This is a genomic window from Flavobacterium sp. W21_SRS_FM3 (assembly GCF_052113625.1).
Taxonomy (GTDB): Bacteria; Bacteroidota; Bacteroidia; order Flavobacteriales; family Flavobacteriaceae; genus Flavobacterium.
Window position 1 is genome coordinate 1 of the sequence record NZ_JBGQOD010000006.1, and the last position, 17,065, is coordinate 17,065.

Below are 17,065 nucleotides of genomic sequence, written 5' to 3' on the forward strand. Positions count from 1 at the left end.
CTTATATTTTATGGGAAGTTTGGAAATTCATTAGCCCAGCACTATATACCAATGAAAAGAAGAATGCTAAGGTTTTTGTGTTGTTCTCTTCATTATTGTTTTTCCTAGGAGTACTGTTTGGTTACTTCGTAGTGATTCCTATGTCGGTTAATTTTGTAGCGACTTTTACCGTGAGCCCGATGGTTCTAAATCAGTTTACGCTAGATTCTTACATCGGAATGGTAAAGACATCCGTGTTAGCGAGTGGGTTATTCTTTGAATTGCCTATAATCATCTATTTTCTAACAAAACTAGGATTAGTTACTCCGTCCTTTTTAAGAAAATATAGAAAATATGCTGTAGTATTAGTGCTTATCATCGCTGCGATTGTTACACCTCCAGATGTAGTAAGCCAGACTATTGTTGCAATACCAATGTTATTAATTTATGAAGCAAGTATCTTTATTTCAGTATTTGTTTCCAAAAAAGAAAAAGAATAAAAATGGCAGATATCATCGAAGAATTCAATGAGTACCGTTCTAGAATGAACGAAAAATTATTAGCTGACAATAATAAAATTGTAAAGCGTATTTTTAACCTAGACACAAATGCTTATGCACCTGGAGCTCTAGATGTAAAAACAAAAGAGTTATTAGGACTGGTTGCATCAGCAGTTTTAAGATGTGATGACTGCGTTAAATACCATTTAGAAACCAGTCACAAAGAAGGCGTTACTAAAGAAGAAATGATGGAAGCTATGGGAATTGCCACTTTAGTAGGTGGAACTATCGTAGTACCTCATTTACGCAGAGCATACGAGTTCTGGGAAGCTCTCGAAGAGTCTAAATAATTGTTAACAGCTTTAATTGTTGGTTTGTTTATTCGTTAATTTGTACCAATGAAACAAACCAACATTTAAATAGTTACATGCTGATAGTTTTAAACCAAAGAATATGATCTTAAGAGCCGAAAATTTAGTTAAAACATACAAAGGGAGAAGTGTCGTAAAAGGGATTTCTGTAGAAGTGAACCAAGGAGAAATTGTAGGTCTTCTAGGACCAAATGGTGCTGGAAAAACTACTTCCTTTTACATGATTGTGGGATTAGTAAAACCCAATTCAGGAAACATCTATCTGGATGATCTGAACATCACTGATTACCCGATGTACAAGCGAGCACAACAAGGTATTGGTTATTTAGCGCAAGAAGCTTCGGTTTTTAGAAAATTAAGCATTGAAGATAACATACTAAGTGTTTTACAGCTAACCAAGCTTTCAAAAGAAGAGCAGGTAGCTAAGATGGAAAGCCTAATAGAAGAATTTAGTTTAGAACACATCCGCACGAATCGTGGTGATTTACTCTCTGGAGGAGAACGTCGTCGTACTGAGATTGCTCGTTGTTTAGCAACCGACCCAAAATTTATCTTACTAGACGAGCCTTTTGCAGGGGTTGATCCCGTTGCTGTAGAGGATATTCAACGAATTGTAGCGCAGCTGAAAAATAAGAATATTGGAATTTTGATTACCGATCATAATGTTCAAGAAACACTAGCCATTACAGACAAGACCTACTTAATGTTTGAAGGAGGGATTTTAAAAGCCGGTGTACCTGAAGAATTAGTGGAAGATGAAATGGTACGTCGCGTTTACTTAGGTCAAAATTTTGAATTGCGTAAAAAGAAAATAGAGTTTTAAAAAGCTATCTCTAATGAAACAGCAAGGAAAACCTTCTAAGGAAACACTAGAAAGATGGCATAAAGACCCAGATAATTGGGTATTTGGCCTTTTTTACTTCAATAGAGAAGATCCAAGAATTTTCCCGCCAAAAAGAATTATTTGGACAGGATGGACGGTGAACTTTGCTAATCCTAAGTCGGTCTTTATTCTAATAGCTATAGTAGCCATAGCTGCACTTGCAGTCATATTAAAGAAATAAAAAATTACTCCACGGTGATAAACTCTAATTGTTGCAAGTCTCCGTTATAAATATTAACATCCACATTCCCACTGATTCCCGGTACGGAACCTTTTTCCGTGAACTGCCAGAACAACCAGTCTTCTTGAATTTTTTCTCTGTAGAAATTGTAATTAGCTATCCAAAAAAGATAATCACTAAATTCCTCTTTCAAGAAATCATCATAGTATTTTTCACCAGTGTAAATAATTGGTTTTACCTTATAATGTGCTTCTACTTTATTCAACCACCGTTTTAAACCAACTTTTAGCCTTGTTACAGATTGATTTTTAGGCAATTGTTCAATATCAAGAATAGGTGGCAAATCTCCCTTCTGTAACACTACGGTGTTAATAAAAAGCGCTGCCTGCTCAATAGAATTCTCATTAGGTCTGTAATAATGATAAGCACCTCTGATCATTTTATTTTTTTTGGCGCCAAGCCAATTCTCTTTAAACTTTTTATCCACGCGATCATTCCCAACGGTTGCACGTATAAAAACAAATTGAAGCGGGTATTTAGATTCTAAAGTATCCACAAATGACCAGCTGATATCCCCTTGATATTCTGAAACGTCAATACCAATTGCTTTACCTTGATGCTGCTCTAAAACCTGAAAATTCCTAACATCAGAAAGCCGTTTACTTTCAGCGGCTTCTTTTAAAATTTTAGTGGTTTTGAAACTAAAATAATACGCTAAACCTTCACGATAATGATAACCAAATGCTAAAAAAATAAAAACCGAAGAAATGAGAACAATATACTTTATGATTTTCCCACTAAAAAAGGACGCTTTCTTTTTAGACTTGTAATTTCTACTCCTGGTTGCTCTAATGGATTTCTTCCTCATTTAGCCATTACTTTTTAAGTAACTTGTTGTTTATTATAGATAAAAAAACATACATAATAATCACTAATGCAACTCCTAAAAATTGAAAGAAGACTAGTAAAAAAGCAGAGATCAACAAGAAGAATATTTGTAGCGTATTGTCTTTAAGTGTGAACTTTTTCACCTTTAAAGAAAACAACGGAATTTCAGCATTTAAAATATATGCACTACAAAGTGTGATTGCCAACAAAACCCATTGATTAGTTAAAATCTCAAGTAGTAGCAAAGAATCAGAAAATTTAATAATTAATGGTAAACTCATTATAAAGAGTGTATTGGCCGGAGTTGGCAACCCAATAAAAGAATCCGTTTGTCTGGTATCAATATTAAAATTAGCAAGACGATAGCAAGATCCCATAGTAATAATAAAACCAAGGTAAGCAAGCTCTGGAAAAGCTGCAATCTCATGCTGACTGTTTACCATCATGTAAAACATGACAAATCCAGGAACAACACCACTAGTCACCATATCCGCTAATGAATCTAATTCTAAACCAAGAGGACTGGCTACTTTAAATAAACGAGCAAAAAAACCATCAAAAAAATCAAGAAAAATTCCCAAACAAACAAAATAAAAAGCCGCTTCAAAATCCTGCTTAGAAGCAAAGACTACAGCAATACAACCGCATAATAGATTGAGTAAAGTAATTAAATTAGGAATATGTTTTTTAATGTTCATTTCAGTTTCATTTAAAGAAGTAAGCTTACAAAATTAATATAATATGTGAATGTCAGCCTCTTTTTAAACAGAGATTGTTAACAGCATGAGTCAGAAAATGATTTATTTAACCTTATGAAGAATATAGCTCAGTAAAAAATTATATTTTTGGTAAAAATATCAAACAGCCTCCTTGTAAAAACAATACAGTTGAAAAAAATTCAATTCCTAGTATTTCTATTAACTCTCACTGCTGGTCATAGTCAGACAGTCCGAAAATACTCCAATGAATTTATGAATATTGGTGTGGATGCTGCTGCATTAGCGATGGCAAATGCTGTTGTAGCGTCTACTTCAGATGTGAATTCTGGCTACTGGAATCCTGCAGGACTAATCAAACTAGAGGACAATCAGATAGGCTTAATGCATGCTAATTATTTCGCCAATATTGCTCAATATGACTATATCGCTTATGGTAGCCCGATTGATGAACGCAGTGCATGGGGAATTTCATTAATTCGTTTTGGTGTGGATGACATTTTAAACACCACTGAACTAATAGACAGCCAAGGTAATATTGACTACAATAGAATCAGTCTTTTCTCTACCGCTGATTATGGTTTTACATTTTCTTATGCTCGTAAATTAGCTGTTCCCGGCTTTCAATATGGAGTGAATGCTAAAATAATTAGAAGAGTCATTGGGCAGTTTGCTGATTCCTGGGGCTTTGGATTTGATGTTGGTTTACAATTCGAAAGAAACAATTGGCAGTTTGGATTAATGCTTCGAGATATTACCACTACCTACAATGTTTGGAATATTGATGAAGAGGAATATCAAAAAATTGCTGATGCGGTGCCTGGGCAGAACCAAGAGTTACCAGAGAGCACGGAGATTACTGCTCCAAAATTACAAGTGGGAATTTCGAAAAAATTTATAATTCGGTATGACTATAGTATTTTGGCTGCAGCCAATGCAAATATGCGGTTCTCAAAAACTAATGACTTAGTAGCTACAGAATATGTCAGTATCGATCCAGCAGTAGGATTAGAATTTGGATACACTGATTTAGTTTTTTTACGTGCAGGTGTAGGAAACTTTCAAAACAATTTACAGTTAGACAATACGACAAAAGTAGAATTTCAGCCCAACATTGGACTCGGGTTCAAATACAAAGGCATCCAAATTGATTATGCCTTAACAGACCTAGGAAATCAAAGTACAGCGATCTATTCAAACATTTTTTCGGTAAAAGTGGATTTATCCCTTTTTAGAAATTAAATATACTTATTAAATAAATTTAAGGCAATGCAGCATTCTATTTTAAAAAAAACAATCCTTTTTATAGCTATAATTCTTTCGGCTACTACAAATTTTGCACAAAGCATTACATTGTCTCAAGACGCACGAGTGAGTATCTTAACCTGTGGAACTGGAAACGAATCGTATTCACTTTTTGGTCACACAGCCATTCGTATTGCAGATCCTAAAAACTACATTGATGCAGTATATAACTATGGAGCTTTTGACTTTAACACCCCTAACTTTGCCTTAAAATTTATTAAAGGAGACCTTCAGTACTTTGCAGTAGCACACTCCTTTACTGATTTCATGAACGAATACAATTATGAAAAAAGAGCGGTGTATGAACAAGAGTTGAACATTAATCTAGCTTTAAAACAGAAATTATTCACTAATTTAAACAGCTCCTTATCGTCAGGAGAAAGTCATTATACCTATAAGTTTATTGATAAAAACTGTACTTCAATGGTCGTTGATATTGTAAACAAAACATTAAAAGGAAATGTCATCGTAAAACACGGAGATACTAATTTAACGTATCGATCCATCTTATATCCATATTTTGACAATCACTTTTATGAAAAACTAGGAACCAGTATTATTTTTGGAAAAAAGGTAGATCAGCAAGGATCGCAAATATTTTTACCTTTTGAACTGTTAAAAAGTTTAAAAGCCACAAAATACCAAAATAATCCTCTTGCCAAAGACAGCAAGACATTACTAGCCTTTAATGAAACAACCCCCTCTTCCTGGTGGAACAATGCTTATACTTATATACTGTTTTTGCTTTTTATAGTACTGATAAACCATAAGAAAATCGCACAAGTATATTTACTTTTAATCGCATTACTAGGGCTGTTTTTTGTTTTTGCTGGTTTTTATTCTGATCATCAAGAATTAGCATACAATTACAACATTTTATTATTAAACCCTTTATTGCTGTTTCTACTATTATTTAACTATAGAGACAAAATGAAATGGACGTATAATTTAGCCATTTTTAATCTGATTTGTTTAGTGGTTTATTTGGCGTTAATTATCAATAAGGCACATTTGCTTATCGTACTCCCTTTGATACTCACTAACGGAATTTTGTTAGCTAGAATAGCTTTTCAAAATAAAAAAAGCACAAATTCGATTCTTTAATATTTTAATTAAGCGCTTATTGCCCCCTATAGAATAGTATGGTTGTAATTGTTTTTAATGTTATATTTAAGTCTAGGTAAAAGCTTCTGTGTTTGATATAATAAAGATCATATTGCAACTTAGTCAAACTATCTTCAACTGTTTCCCCGTAAGAGTAATTTACTTGCGCCCATCCCGTAAGACCTGGCTTTATAACGTGTCTTGTTTCATAAAACGGCATTCGCTCAGCAATTTCCTTTACAAAGAAAGGGCGCTCTGGTCGAGGACCAATAATAGCCATATCGCCTTTTAAAACATTCACAAACTGAGGAAATTCATCCATTCTTGTTTTGCGTAAAAATTTACCGAAACTAGTCACCCTGCTATCATTGGATGTGGTATAAACAGCTCCATGACTTTCGGCATTTTTTATCATTGTCCGAAATTTCAAAATATTAAAAATTACTCCATCTTTACCTACGCGTTCCTGGGTATAGAATAACTTTCCTTTATTCCCTAGCAAGTTTCCTAAAAAAATAAGAGGACATAAAAAACCTCCAATAATTAAGCCTATAAACGATAAAACAATTTCAATTATTCGTACAACAGACAAATACAATTTGTTTTGGTTACTGCGGCTAAAAGGGAAAAAACGATAAAAATCCCTTTCAATATATTGTACCGGAATTCGTTGTGTTTTATTTTCATAAACCTGAGTATATTCTCTAATAATATTCCCAGATTCTAGTAAATGTAGTAATTGCAAATACAATTCAGTAGTTATTCCCTCAGTTCTCTGAGAGGCAATTACAATTTCAGAAACTTTGTTACTTTTTACATAATTAGATAGATCCTCTCGTCGTATATTTTGTACATAATGGGTTCGCGAAACTTCCTCTTCAATATAATCTGAACTTACGTAAGCAACAATTTTATAATTTGGATCAATATTTTCAAGTCCAATAATTAACTCTTCTACCTGATCATTATCACAAATTAATATGGCATTTTGAAAAAACCTATTAGAAGCTAAAAATTTAACATAGAAGATTCTCCACAGAAACAGTGAAACAATAATTACTACATAAAATGTAACTATTTGCAAACGATTGGGAGGCAATAAAGGAGAAACTATAGGAGTTAACAAGTACACTAGAACAGTTGTGGAAACAGTAAAGAGCGTACTCTTTAAAACCTGGAATTCATTACTTGCTACTTGTAGATTATACATTTCGAAAATAGTTCCGAAAAAATTAAGATAAACAGCTAATACAATAATCCATGGTAAGTTGGTCACCGAATCCAATAAGTATTCTATAGTAAATGCACTTCCTATTAAATACAAAGCTGATAAAACGACTAAAACATCAAAAAGACGAAGAATCATTTTTCTTTCTGATATTTCAAAATGTATTTTATTTTTCGGCATTTATTTATCGCATTTATTCGTGCAATTTACTCATTTTGCTTAAAAATTCTTATAAAAACGTATCTTTCTGTCAACAAATTAATATGTTAAATTGATGGGGGAAAAATTAAAATTCCTATTATCTACATTATGTTAATTCTCCATATTTTTTTAGACCTCTTTCTATTTTTTAGTTGATTTTAGTTGAACATTTAACAAAGAAAGAGAGTACACAAAAGCGGGAACAGCTGTTCGCATTGCAGCATGATTAATCGTTAAAAACCAAAAAGCTACAAAGCATAGCAAATACATATTAAATTTGTTTTCGACATATAATACTAACGGTGTTATAAATAGAATTAACAAGGCCAATATACCTAGTGAACCATGTTCAGCTAGCATCCTAGTGATTTCATCATGAGACAAAACCTTATCCCCTGTCTCTTTCTCCCTAACTTCTGCTCCTTTACCTACACCTACTCCAAAAAATGGATTTTTAAAAAATATATTAATCTCATTTTGCGCGACATCTTCTCTACCAGTGAATTGACTTTCTTTGGCCCTTCCTGCAGCATCTTGATTAGCATATCTTTTATCAATTAAACCTCCGGTTTGAAAAGAAGTATAACCCCAAGTTGCTATTAATGCTATTAAAATCAAAATAGCTACATAATTCAATTTCACTCTGCCATTTAAACCAGTTTTCAGATACAAAAAGAATAATAGTAAAACGATCATTAAAAAACCAGTAATCATTCCACCTCTTGAAAAAGTCACCATTCCTCTATAGGTAATGTTAAGTGCAAGAATTAAATTGATTAACAACAAGAGTTTTGATGGGGATTCTAAAATGATTCGTGAAAAAAAAATAAACATCCCTAATCCTAAAAAGGTGGCAACTTGATTTGGACCAAAACCTCCAGAGGTTTCAAAATTGGACTGTGTGCTAGTTATAACATCTTGGATATTTGGTGTGTAAAAACTTAAATAGACCATGCAAGAAACTATTGGCAAACCTATACTTAGCAATAGATTATTCATTTGTTTCATTGAAATAGCTCTACGATACGTATATAGAGATGAAACACCAAGACACACAGGTCCTGAAATATTGAACGCTATAGTTGTCCTAATATTACTGTCATAATTAAGGCTATACGTCGCTATTATTACTCCTGGTACTAATAGTAACAAAAAAAGCCAATACGGCAACGCGCCTTTTGAAAACCCACTGTAGTACATTCCTATTAAAATAAAAAATACAACAGCATACTTTGATATTTCATATAATGGATTTCCACCTGTCATACGCAAAAAGACTTCGCTCCCTACTACATAAGCTGCAATGATTAGTGCTTCATTATTTTTATTTTGAGTTTTTATAACATAATAAAAACCTATAATAAAAATAGAATACCCGTAAATTTTAGACACAAATGGAAACAGATATATTAAAAGACCAATACCAAGATGGAGTAAAATTAAATTGAGATAATTAATATCTACTTTAGTCATTTCCAATTATTTTATATTTTGAAATTATCAGTTTTAAAATTTTATATTCTGAAAAATTTTCAAGGACATGCATTTGTAATTTTTGCCCACATTGATCTCTCATTGCTTTATTCAACACTATAGAATTCAGTTGTTTTTTTAATTCTGATCTTTCTACAGGATTAAAAAGTAAACCTGTCTTTTTATCTATTATTATCTCTGGACATGAGCCCACGTTTGTTGACAATGTAGGCAAAGCAGATAAACCGTACTCTAACAAACTAACAGGAAAACCCTCAGATGTCGAAACCAAAACTCCTATGGTGGATTGGGACAAAATATTTTGAATATCATTTTTGGCTCCATAAATAAATACCGCATTTTCTAAATTATTGCAATCTAAAAATTCTTTTAATTGTCTCGAATAATCATCCTGATAATCTTCTCCAATCAAATGTAAACTCCAGTCTAACTTATTTAATTGTAAATGATAAAAACATTTAATTAAATCCAGATGATTTTTGGGCTTTTTAAGGTTTGCCAGACATACAATACGTTTACCTGGAACACCTTTTAATACAGTTGATTTTATTATATTTGGAAGGAGAATTGCAAAATTAGGAATATAAAATACTTTCTTACAAAATAGATGCTGTTTTACCCAAAACTCCAACTTTTTGTTTACCACAAAAACAGCACTAAAAAACAGTGAACAGAACATTAAGATCAAACCATCCTTTGAAGACTGCAGCACCCGAGCTCCATAGTGTTCATGCCATACAATCTTTATTTTAGGAGATATTAATTTTAACAAAACTGCTGTAAAAAAAGAAGTTCCATGAGCATGAACTATATTAACATTATTTTTAACAATGTATCTTTTTAACCGAAAAATAGATTTAAAATCTAATGTCTTTTTCTTTTCTAAAAATAAATATGAACATTCATTGCTTATCGTTTTTAAAAGTGGCCCTTCTTTTCGAGTCACCACTAATCCCGAAAAATCAATTTTATCAGCCAAAGCATTAGCGTAATTTACTGCCATACGCTCTGCTCCACCTGCTTCAAGAGAATCTATAAGTTGAACAATACGCATTAGCCGATTAATTTTTTAATTTCATATTCAAAAACATCAAGCGTATAGGTTTGAGACCAATCGAAAGCGTTTTTTTGTTTCATTTTGTACTCACTATTATTTTGCAAAACATCTGTTAACTTTAACGAATCCTCCTTGAGATCCATCGCTAACAATATACCTCTATTCTCATAATCCAACATAAAGGGAACGCATGAAACAGCAGATGCAATAGGCACAACTCCCCAAAACATGGCTTCGGCAATTGCCTTTGGCCAACCTTCACTTTCCGAAGGAAGCAGTACAAAATGACTTTGTTGGTATCCTTTTTTCAATGTTGCTTTATCCTGATTTCCTTTTAACGACACGATCCCGATCAAATTATTAACTGCAATATAGTCTTCTAGAACTGCTCGTTCTACACCTTCACCGTATATATTTAAACTAACATTAAAACCTTCATTTAATAGCTCTTCAACAAGTTGTATGGCATAAAGCGGATTCTTTCCTTTTACTAAGGCCCCAACAAAAATAAAATTAATAGTAGCTTCTAAGTTTTTTGCAACTAAACTTTCTTTTTCGTTTTCAAAATAACTAGCTGTAAAAAATGACTTACAATTACTAGTTTGCCCTTCCCAAACTCCATAAATTAAAACCTGCATATTTCTGGTCAAAAAAGTATTTTGAAGTATTTTTTGTTGGAGTTTATAAGTCCAAGGTTGTTTTGCTTTTGGATCCCAATTTCCAGCATATTTAGCCGTTTTTGATTTATTTGGAAAAAAAATCTGTACAATACAGCCCAACAAGCCTGTATTCCCGGGACATCTAAGATGGATATGATCGGCCTGACGCATCGCTTTATATATCCTAAACATATTTATTGGAATATAAAAAGTTGCTTTTGCTATTGATATTACTGTTGTAACATCAAAATTAAAAACAGGCTGAAACTTAATGTTATCCTTCTTATAATTTACATCAATTGCTGATCTTGTTTGATTTGATAAAGGCGCAACAATCACAAGCTCATGTGCTTGCTTTGCCCAAATATTCATTTCATAAACATAAGGTGCATAAGCAAAATATTGGTTTCCGTTTTTGATGTGTGGAACACTTGTGATAATGGTTAAATTCATCTTATTTTGGTTTATTAATCAACAAACTCCACCAACCTAAAGTTCTACCCAAGGCTTCAGTAAATGCTTCTTTTCTACTTGAACTTGTAATTACATTTGTAAAACGAATCACCGTTAATAAAATAGTAATGGCGTGCCATTTTAACCGATGTTGAATTGTTGGGTTTGGATTTTTAGTACGCCAGACATACCAGCCATTCCGTACCACCATTTTGCCATATACGTACTGATTAGGCCTACCAGCAGCATCATGGTAATGATTAAGTTTTGCAGCAGTATTCAAATATAATTTCCCTGTTTTAGCAACTCTCAATGTAAAATCGGCGTCTTCATACAAGCCATATCCATCAAAATAAGTGGAAAACTGAAGAGTATTAAAAACTGTTCTTTTAAAAGACGAAACACCTCCCATCAACATTTCTACAGGATATACTTTCCCGCTTGGAGGTAAAAACCCCACACTGCGTCCGTGCGAATACATGGATGAATATCCGGGCGGGCAATCACTATGGAGACCCATTTTTTTGCGCATCACAAAACGACTACCGTCTTTTTGTTTCCAGCCATCAAAATAATATTCTTTAATTGTTGGTTTATAATCATAGCCTACAAACTCACTTTTAGTTTCATTTATAATATAGCCTCCTACCCCTAAAGCTTCAGGATATACTTGATACGTTTTTAGTAGCTGTTCAAAATAATCGGCATCAAGTACCGTATCATCATCAAGAAAACAAACCACTTCTATCTCCTCACCCACACGTGCAACACCATAATTACGTTGTTTGGTTAGCCCTCTTTCGGTCTCTAAAACTTTAAAATATTCTAAATTACGAAAAGGATTCTGCTGTAAAATAGCTTGTGTTTCATCATTTTTAGAACCATCTACAATTAAAATTTCATCTGGATATAGGGTTTGCCCTTGTACCGATTGCAAAAGCTTCAGCAAAGGTTTAGGACGCATATACGTACAAACAATTAAAGAGAATTTCATCCTATGGTATTTAATTTATCCGCCCAATAAAGACTTCTTTCCCATTGCTTTTTAAAACTTTTAAAATAAGTATATGGATTTTTTATTGATTGATGCTGGTAATACTTATAAAACAAAATAGTCTTATACCCTAAATTTTGCTGTTTTGTTTTATGCATTATTTGAAACAACATTACAGTAGGAGATGGTTTTGGCTGAATTTCATCATGCTCCCAAGCTAGTTTTGGCTTAGTTCTAAAGCCACCCATTGGTGCTTTTAAGTGCATAATTATAGGCTCAGGCAAATACAACACATCAATACCTTGATTTCTAATTTGCATCCCGAAATCATTGTCTTCTCCATAACCAAATTCATAACCTTCATTAAATGAAATTTTGCTCAGGAGTGCCTTTTTAACAAAACTATTGCCCGCTCCAAAAGTTTCAGCTTGTTTTACATTCGAAATTAAAACTGCTTCTCTATTTTGAGGATAGGCCACCGAAACTGCATAAGCTCCATACTGCTCCAGTTGTACAAAAACAGATTCAATTAAAGTAGATTCAAAACGATTGTCATCATCCGCTAGAAAAACCCAGTCACTTTCTACCTCTTGCAATGCGAGATTTCTAGCATTACAAGCTCCTGCTTGATGCGTGAAAATATGTTTAATTTCAAAAGGCCAACTTTCCTTTACTAGATAATCTAAGTCGGAAACACTCTCATCAATTGGGTTTTGCTCTACAACAATGACCTTTTGCGGCAATACTGTTTGTTTTGCTAAATCCTTTAAAACATCGTGCAAGTATTTTTCCCTCCCTATTGTCGGGATAATAACATCAATGGTTTCCTGTTGTACAACATCCTCATTTGAGACGACTTTTATATCCTCTAAATTAATCTTACTTGCTACTCTTCTTTTATAAAACAGCGAAAGAAAAAAAGGGAAAATCGGCAGCTTCTTTTCGTACCATAATAAATTAAGAAACAATAAAAAGACCCAACGCGTTTTATAATGTTGTTTTACAAATCGAAACATAGTGAACGTTGACGCTGTTATTTCCTTATTATTGTTTTGGTCGAATAGCAATCTAGGTTCGTAATAGCACAGCAAACCTTTTGGCATTGCTAACTTTGCAATTGAACTCAAATAATAATCCAAATTATTTTGACAAGGAATACTTTCTAACTTGACAAGTACCGAAGCATGAATCATGCCCACAGCACTACTCATTTGCCAAGTAGGAAAACGCACTTTTTTATTGACATTTACAAATAATGACTCATCAACATACCCAATTTGATCACTTATAAAAAAGCTATCATTTGGATTAAAAGAAAGCATTAATTTATTGTGGTGAAACAACTTGTTTACAACCTCAACATTCAAACCCTTCGCGTAATCTACGTGACACCATACTAAAACAACATCCGGATTCTTAGCCGCTATTTGTCGCAATCCGAAAGAGACTGGAACGGTAGCGTCAAAATCAATCAGTTCTCCTAATTCATTTTCGACCCTTGAAATGGCCTTGTTAGTATGATATATAAAAATCAAATTTTATTGAATTACAGTTTTATAAAAATCCATGCTTTGCTTTGCTACAACAGCAATGCTAAATTTTGCTATTGCTTTTTCTCTGGCGGCTAAACCCAACTTTTGCTGTAAAGCTGCATTTTCTAGTATAGAATTTATCTTAGCAGCATACAGGGAGTGTTCTTTTGGGTGCACCAAAAATCCATTTATACCATCATCAATTACATCCGAAGCCCAGCCAATATTGGAAGCTACTATCGGTTTGCTTAACGCCATTGCTTCTATCCACGAGACTGGTAAAGCCTCCGCAAACGAAGGAAAAACACAAACGGTTGCTGCATTTATATGCTGCTGAATTGTTGTATACGGTACCGCTCCAACATAATTGACACGCAATAAAGCTTCTGGCGTAAACAGCTCTTGCATCATTTCCCAAGTGGAAGCAGCGCCCGAAATAATGTCTGACACATCTTTACCAACTATCATCAATTCTGCAGCTGGATTTGTTTCAATTAATTTATTAAAAATCAAAGGTAATTCTAGCAGTCCTTTTTTTCGAATGAGACTTCCAAAATACAAAACAGTATTGGGCATTATGACGCTATCCTTGTTTTGATCAAACGCACTGACGTCAATGGAATTAGGGATGATCGTAAACTTTTTATTTAGCCCAAAAACAGCATTGGTTTGATCAGCGGTAAACTGACTAACGGAGAGTAAGGCGTCAGCCTTTTGTAATGCGCGTTTTTCATGAAATTTATTTTTCCATTTTACCTTGCGATGGTCTAAATTACAGAAATAGGTATCAGAACCATTCAAACGAATCACTATCGGGCATTTTTTCGGGCTAATAAAAGAGGTGATTCCTGTCCAATCTGGTGCTTCAACTAAATCAATTTGGTTGCTTTTATACAATTGATTGATAATTCGTTCGATTTTTTTTCGAGTAAAAAACCAAGACAAGCCTTTGATTTTTATGTTCTTAATTTGCTGAATCACCACATTCTCATCCTTAAAAAAAGCATCTTGATCTTGTCCGTACACTATAACGCGTACTTGACAACCAGCCGCTACAAGTCCTACCGCCAGGTTCTTGATGCTCGTGCCTATCCCTCCTGAATTTCCAGTAAGAACATGCGGATATTCTGGTGTAAGAAAAGCTATTTTCATTTTTTTGATTTAAAAAAATCGTGTATAATAACATTCGTAAACAGGCGCGCGCCTTCATCATTCATGTGACCACAAGAAGAAAAATACTTGTTTTCTACCACTGCATTTTCGTAATTGTGAATTTCAGGATACGCTTTGTGTACTTTATCAAAATAATTCATGCCCGTAACATTCTCACACATAGGCGTCATAATGGCAATAAAATGAATATTATTGGCCTTGCATAACGCTTTTATTTCTTCGTAATATTTATTGTGAGGCAACGGTTTTAACTTAGTAATGTTGTTTTTCATATTCCCTTTGGTTTTCCCTAAAGAGTAATACCCTCCATTTAATATCAACTTTGACTTTTTTTGAATTGATGTAAAAAAAGTTTCCCTGACGCCTATTCTTGTTTCAAACTTTAAGTACCTATAAAAAGGAATATAATAGAGCTCGTTAAAATCTTTTTCGTTTTCAAAATGTTTACGTACGGTTTCAGAGCTATGCAAATACGGCAAGTATTTAGCTGATATCCCTTCGGCCTGATGGTCATTTGATAGATTCAAGTCCGCTTCCAGAATCACATTTTTGATTTCGTATTTTCGTTCGATCATTAATTTAAGTAATAAGGAAGCTTCATATAAATGCCCGCCACTCATCCCGTAATTGAATGTTATCAAGCCTTGTTTTTCGAATAAATCGGACACAAAATGATTATTGGCTCTTGACGATCCTAAAATAACCACATCATATTTTCGGGCAGCAGAATTAAAAACATAATCAATTTTTCCTCTGTTTTTAGATTGTTTGTAAATGGTTGTAAAACCAAAGTCTAGCGCAATAGCCACAACTACAAGAACGAAGCTTATTTTTAAAATAAAAAGTAAAAACTTTTTCATATCAATTAGTACTATATATTTTTAAAACTGGAAGTAGATAAATTCTTTGTAATCAGAGTAGGTTCCTAAGGCAATAATAGCAGCAATTGCTAAAGCGACCTTCAACCAACTGTTTTTACCCGAAAGCGGTTCTTCTTTGAATCGATTATTCCATTCGACCACAACAAAAAGAATAATCATCAACAGTAGTTCTTGGTTATAGCGCTCGTTAGTTAAGTATTGCAAACTAAAATTCCCCTCAGTGAATATTCTTTTGATGTACAAAACGGCATCAGTAATCGACTTTGCTCTAAAAAAGATCCAAACCAAGCACGCTAATGCAAAAGTGTAAAAGATGTGCAGGATCTCTTTTGCGGAAGCGAAATTCCATTGCAACTGAACCATCTCCATATTAGACCTATTTTTATTAAGTACTAAAAGCGGTAAGAAATACAAGGCGTTTATAAATCCCCAAGCCAGATACGTCCAGTTGGCACCATGCCAAAAACCACTGACTACAAAAATAATAAACACATTACGCACTTGTTTCATTTTAGACCCTTTGCTCCCTCCCAACGGAATATATAAATAATCCCGAAACCAAGAGGACAACGAAATGTGCCAACGACGCCAGAACTCGGCAATATCTCTCGAAAAATAGGGGTAATTAAAATTTCGAAGTAAATCCATTCCGAATAACTTAGACATTCCCAATGCCATATCCGAATAGCCTGAAAAATCCCCATAAATTTGGAAGGCAAAATAAACCGCTCCCAACACTAAGGACCATGAATTCATGTGCGTATAATTATCGAAAATAGCATTGGCATAGGTGGCACAAGTGTCAGCAATGACCACTTTTTTTACCAGTCCCCATATAAATTGATAAGCACCTTGCTTGGCTTTCTCATAGTCAAACGTTCTTTTGACCTTAACTTGAGGTAATAAATGCGTGGCTCTCTCAATAGGCCCAGCAACCAACAGCGGAAAATAACTCACAAAAAGGGAGTAATCTACAAAGTTGTATTCGGCTTTTATCCTTTTGTAATAAATATCAATTACATACGATAATCCGTGAAAGGTGTAAAACGAAATCCCCACAGGCAAGACCACGTCTAGCAAAAACGGACTTGTTTTAAGGCCGAAATCACTCAAAAGTGTGGCAAACGAACTCGCAAAAAAGTTATAGTATTTAAAAACAGCCAGAAATCCCAAATTGATTCCGATGCTCAACCAGAACCAGAATTTCCTGATTTTTTCGTTCTTGTTTTTTTCTATTTGGATTCCGGTATAATAATCCAGAAAAGTAGAAAAAACCAATAAAAACAGAAAACGCCAATCCCAACAAGAATAGAAATAATAGCTTGCTAGAATTAAAAGTAGATTTTGACTGCTTTTGGTTTTATTAAAAACAAACCAATACAACACAAAAAAGATGGGTAAAAAAACCGCAAAGCTTAGGGAGTTAAAAAACATAAGTTATAATAAATGAAAGGCGCAAATATAAT

17 protein-coding genes are annotated in these 17,065 nt (G+C 33.7%); 6 read left to right on the forward strand and 11 right to left on the reverse strand.

Annotated elements, in window-relative coordinates; genetic code table 11:
* The 4 genes from tatC to ACEN2K_RS10210 all read left to right on the forward strand — a co-directional run.
* On the forward strand, positions 1-479 hold a 479-nt coding region (gene tatC / locus ACEN2K_RS10195; protein ID WP_441759233.1), incomplete at its 5' end, for a twin-arginine translocase subunit TatC.
* A 2-nt stretch (positions 480-481) separates the two neighbouring features.
* Positions 482-829, forward strand: a complete 348-nt coding sequence (locus tag ACEN2K_RS10200; protein ID WP_026706953.1) for a carboxymuconolactone decarboxylase family protein — start codon at positions 482-484, stop codon at positions 827-829.
* A gap of 103 nt (positions 830-932) precedes the next feature.
* Entirely contained in the window at positions 933-1,673 is a 741-nt protein-coding gene (gene lptB, locus ACEN2K_RS10205) for an LPS export ABC transporter ATP-binding protein (protein ID WP_441759234.1), read from the forward strand.
* 13 nt (positions 1,674-1,686) lie between these two features.
* Positions 1,687-1,914 carry a DUF5808 domain-containing protein gene (locus ACEN2K_RS10210; protein WP_441759235.1) on the forward strand — a complete coding sequence of 76 codons (228 nt, stop codon included), beginning with the start codon at positions 1,687-1,689 and terminating at the stop codon, positions 1,912-1,914.
* 4 nt (positions 1,915-1,918) lie between these two features.
* Here the strand turns inward: ACEN2K_RS10210 and ACEN2K_RS10215 are convergent, their stop codons facing one another.
* Both ACEN2K_RS10215 and ACEN2K_RS10220 read right to left on the reverse strand, forming a co-directional pair.
* Positions 1,919-2,782 carry a glycoside hydrolase family 25 protein gene (locus tag ACEN2K_RS10215; RefSeq protein WP_441759236.1) on the reverse strand — a complete coding sequence of 288 codons (864 nt, stop codon included), beginning with the start codon at positions 2,780-2,782 and terminating at the stop codon, positions 1,919-1,921.
* A gap of 7 nt (positions 2,783-2,789) precedes the next feature.
* Positions 2,790-3,500: a CDP-alcohol phosphatidyltransferase family protein gene (locus ACEN2K_RS10220; RefSeq protein ID WP_441759237.1), complete on the reverse strand. Its 711-nt coding sequence runs from the start codon at positions 3,498-3,500 to the stop codon at positions 2,790-2,792.
* Between the two features lie 273 nt (positions 3,501-3,773).
* Here ACEN2K_RS10220 and ACEN2K_RS10225 point away from each other — a divergent pair, with 273 nt between their 5' ends.
* Positions 3,774-4,760: a PorV/PorQ family protein gene (locus tag ACEN2K_RS10225; RefSeq protein WP_441759399.1), complete on the forward strand. Its 987-nt coding sequence runs from the start codon at positions 3,774-3,776 to the stop codon at positions 4,758-4,760.
* A gap of 27 nt (positions 4,761-4,787) precedes the next feature.
* Positions 4,788-5,927 (forward strand): lipoprotein N-acyltransferase Lnb domain-containing protein, encoded by a 1,140-nt coding sequence (locus ACEN2K_RS10230; RefSeq protein ID WP_441759238.1) that lies wholly within the window; start codon positions 4,788-4,790, stop codon positions 5,925-5,927.
* A 16-nt stretch (positions 5,928-5,943) separates the two neighbouring features.
* Here ACEN2K_RS10230 and ACEN2K_RS10235 read toward each other — a convergent pair whose 3' ends face one another.
* The 9 genes from ACEN2K_RS10235 to ACEN2K_RS10275 all read right to left on the reverse strand — a co-directional run bounded on the left by ACEN2K_RS10235 (position 5,944) and on the right by ACEN2K_RS10275 (position 17,033).
* Positions 5,944-7,335 (reverse strand): exopolysaccharide biosynthesis polyprenyl glycosylphosphotransferase, encoded by a 1,392-nt coding sequence (locus ACEN2K_RS10235; protein WP_441759239.1) that lies wholly within the window; start codon positions 7,333-7,335, stop codon positions 5,944-5,946.
* A gap of 162 nt (positions 7,336-7,497) precedes the next feature.
* Positions 7,498-8,829, reverse strand: coding sequence for an O-antigen ligase family protein (locus ACEN2K_RS10240; RefSeq protein WP_441759240.1), 1,332 nt, complete (start codon positions 8,827-8,829; stop codon positions 7,498-7,500).
* The gene (locus tag ACEN2K_RS10245) at positions 8,822-9,904 is read right to left on the reverse strand and encodes a glycosyltransferase (protein WP_441759241.1); all 1,083 of its coding nucleotides are present in this window, start codon (positions 9,902-9,904) and stop codon (positions 8,822-8,824) included. Before ACEN2K_RS10245 ends, ACEN2K_RS10240 begins: the two co-directional genes overlap by 8 nt.
* Positions 9,904-11,019 carry a glycosyltransferase gene (locus ACEN2K_RS10250; protein WP_441759242.1) on the reverse strand — a complete coding sequence of 372 codons (1,116 nt, stop codon included), beginning with the start codon at positions 11,017-11,019 and terminating at the stop codon, positions 9,904-9,906. The genes ACEN2K_RS10245 and ACEN2K_RS10250 overlap by 1 nt, the downstream gene beginning before the upstream one ends.
* A gap of 1 nt (position 11,020) precedes the next feature.
* Positions 11,021-12,013, reverse strand: coding sequence for a glycosyltransferase family 2 protein (locus tag ACEN2K_RS10255; protein ID WP_441759243.1), 993 nt, complete (start codon positions 12,011-12,013; stop codon positions 11,021-11,023).
* The gene (locus ACEN2K_RS10260) at positions 12,010-13,548 is read right to left on the reverse strand and encodes a glycosyltransferase family 2 protein (protein ID WP_441759244.1); all 1,539 of its coding nucleotides are present in this window, start codon (positions 13,546-13,548) and stop codon (positions 12,010-12,012) included. The genes ACEN2K_RS10255 and ACEN2K_RS10260 overlap by 4 nt, the downstream gene beginning before the upstream one ends.
* 3 nt (positions 13,549-13,551) lie before the next feature.
* On the reverse strand, positions 13,552-14,697 hold the full coding sequence (locus ACEN2K_RS10265; RefSeq protein ID WP_441759245.1) for a glycosyltransferase family 4 protein: 1,146 nt from the start codon (positions 14,695-14,697) through the stop codon (positions 13,552-13,554).
* Complete coding sequence (locus ACEN2K_RS10270) at positions 14,694-15,578, reverse strand: hypothetical protein (RefSeq protein ID WP_441759246.1); 885 nt, start codon at positions 15,576-15,578, stop codon at positions 14,694-14,696. The genes ACEN2K_RS10265 and ACEN2K_RS10270 overlap by 4 nt, the downstream gene beginning before the upstream one ends.
* 21 nt (positions 15,579-15,599) lie before the next feature.
* The gene (locus tag ACEN2K_RS10275) at positions 15,600-17,033 is read right to left on the reverse strand and encodes an MBOAT family O-acyltransferase (RefSeq protein ID WP_441759247.1); all 1,434 of its coding nucleotides are present in this window, start codon (positions 17,031-17,033) and stop codon (positions 15,600-15,602) included.
* Positions 17,034-17,065 lie beyond the last annotated feature (32 nt).

Bases quoted from the DNA above. Each gene is read 5' to 3' on its own strand.
- ACEN2K_RS10200 (WP_026706953.1), top strand. From the start codon at position 482: ATGGCAGATATCATCGAAGAATTCAATGAGTACCGTTCTAGAATGAAC.
- lptB (WP_441759234.1), top strand. From the start codon at position 933: ATGATCTTAAGAGCCGAAAATTTAGTTAAAACATACAAAGGGAGAAGT.
- ACEN2K_RS10210 (WP_441759235.1), top strand. From the start codon at position 1,687: ATGAAACAGCAAGGAAAACCTTCTAAGGAAACACTAGAAAGATGGCAT.
- ACEN2K_RS10215 (WP_441759236.1), bottom strand. From the start codon at position 2,782: ATGAGGAAGAAATCCATTAGAGCAACCAGGAGTAGAAATTACAAGTCT.
- ACEN2K_RS10220 (WP_441759237.1), bottom strand. From the start codon at position 3,500: ATGAACATTAAAAAACATATTCCTAATTTAATTACTTTACTCAATCTA.
- ACEN2K_RS10225 (WP_441759399.1), top strand. From the start codon at position 3,774: ATGAATATTGGTGTGGATGCTGCTGCATTAGCGATGGCAAATGCTGTT.
- ACEN2K_RS10230 (WP_441759238.1), top strand. From the start codon at position 4,788: ATGCAGCATTCTATTTTAAAAAAAACAATCCTTTTTATAGCTATAATT.
- ACEN2K_RS10235 (WP_441759239.1), bottom strand. From the start codon at position 7,335: ATGCCGAAAAATAAAATACATTTTGAAATATCAGAAAGAAAAATGATT.
- ACEN2K_RS10240 (WP_441759240.1), bottom strand. From the start codon at position 8,829: ATGACTAAAGTAGATATTAATTATCTCAATTTAATTTTACTCCATCTT.
- ACEN2K_RS10245 (WP_441759241.1), bottom strand. From the start codon at position 9,904: ATGCGTATTGTTCAACTTATAGATTCTCTTGAAGCAGGTGGAGCAGAG.
- ACEN2K_RS10250 (WP_441759242.1), bottom strand. From the start codon at position 11,019: ATGAATTTAACCATTATCACAAGTGTTCCACACATCAAAAACGGAAAC.
- ACEN2K_RS10255 (WP_441759243.1), bottom strand. From the start codon at position 12,013: ATGAAATTCTCTTTAATTGTTTGTACGTATATGCGTCCTAAACCTTTG.
- ACEN2K_RS10265 (WP_441759245.1), bottom strand. From the start codon at position 14,697: ATGAAAATAGCTTTTCTTACACCAGAATATCCGCATGTTCTTACTGGA.
- ACEN2K_RS10270 (WP_441759246.1), bottom strand. From the start codon at position 15,578: ATGAAAAAGTTTTTACTTTTTATTTTAAAAATAAGCTTCGTTCTTGTA.
- ACEN2K_RS10275 (WP_441759247.1), bottom strand. From the start codon at position 17,033: ATGTTTTTTAACTCCCTAAGCTTTGCGGTTTTTTTACCCATCTTTTTT.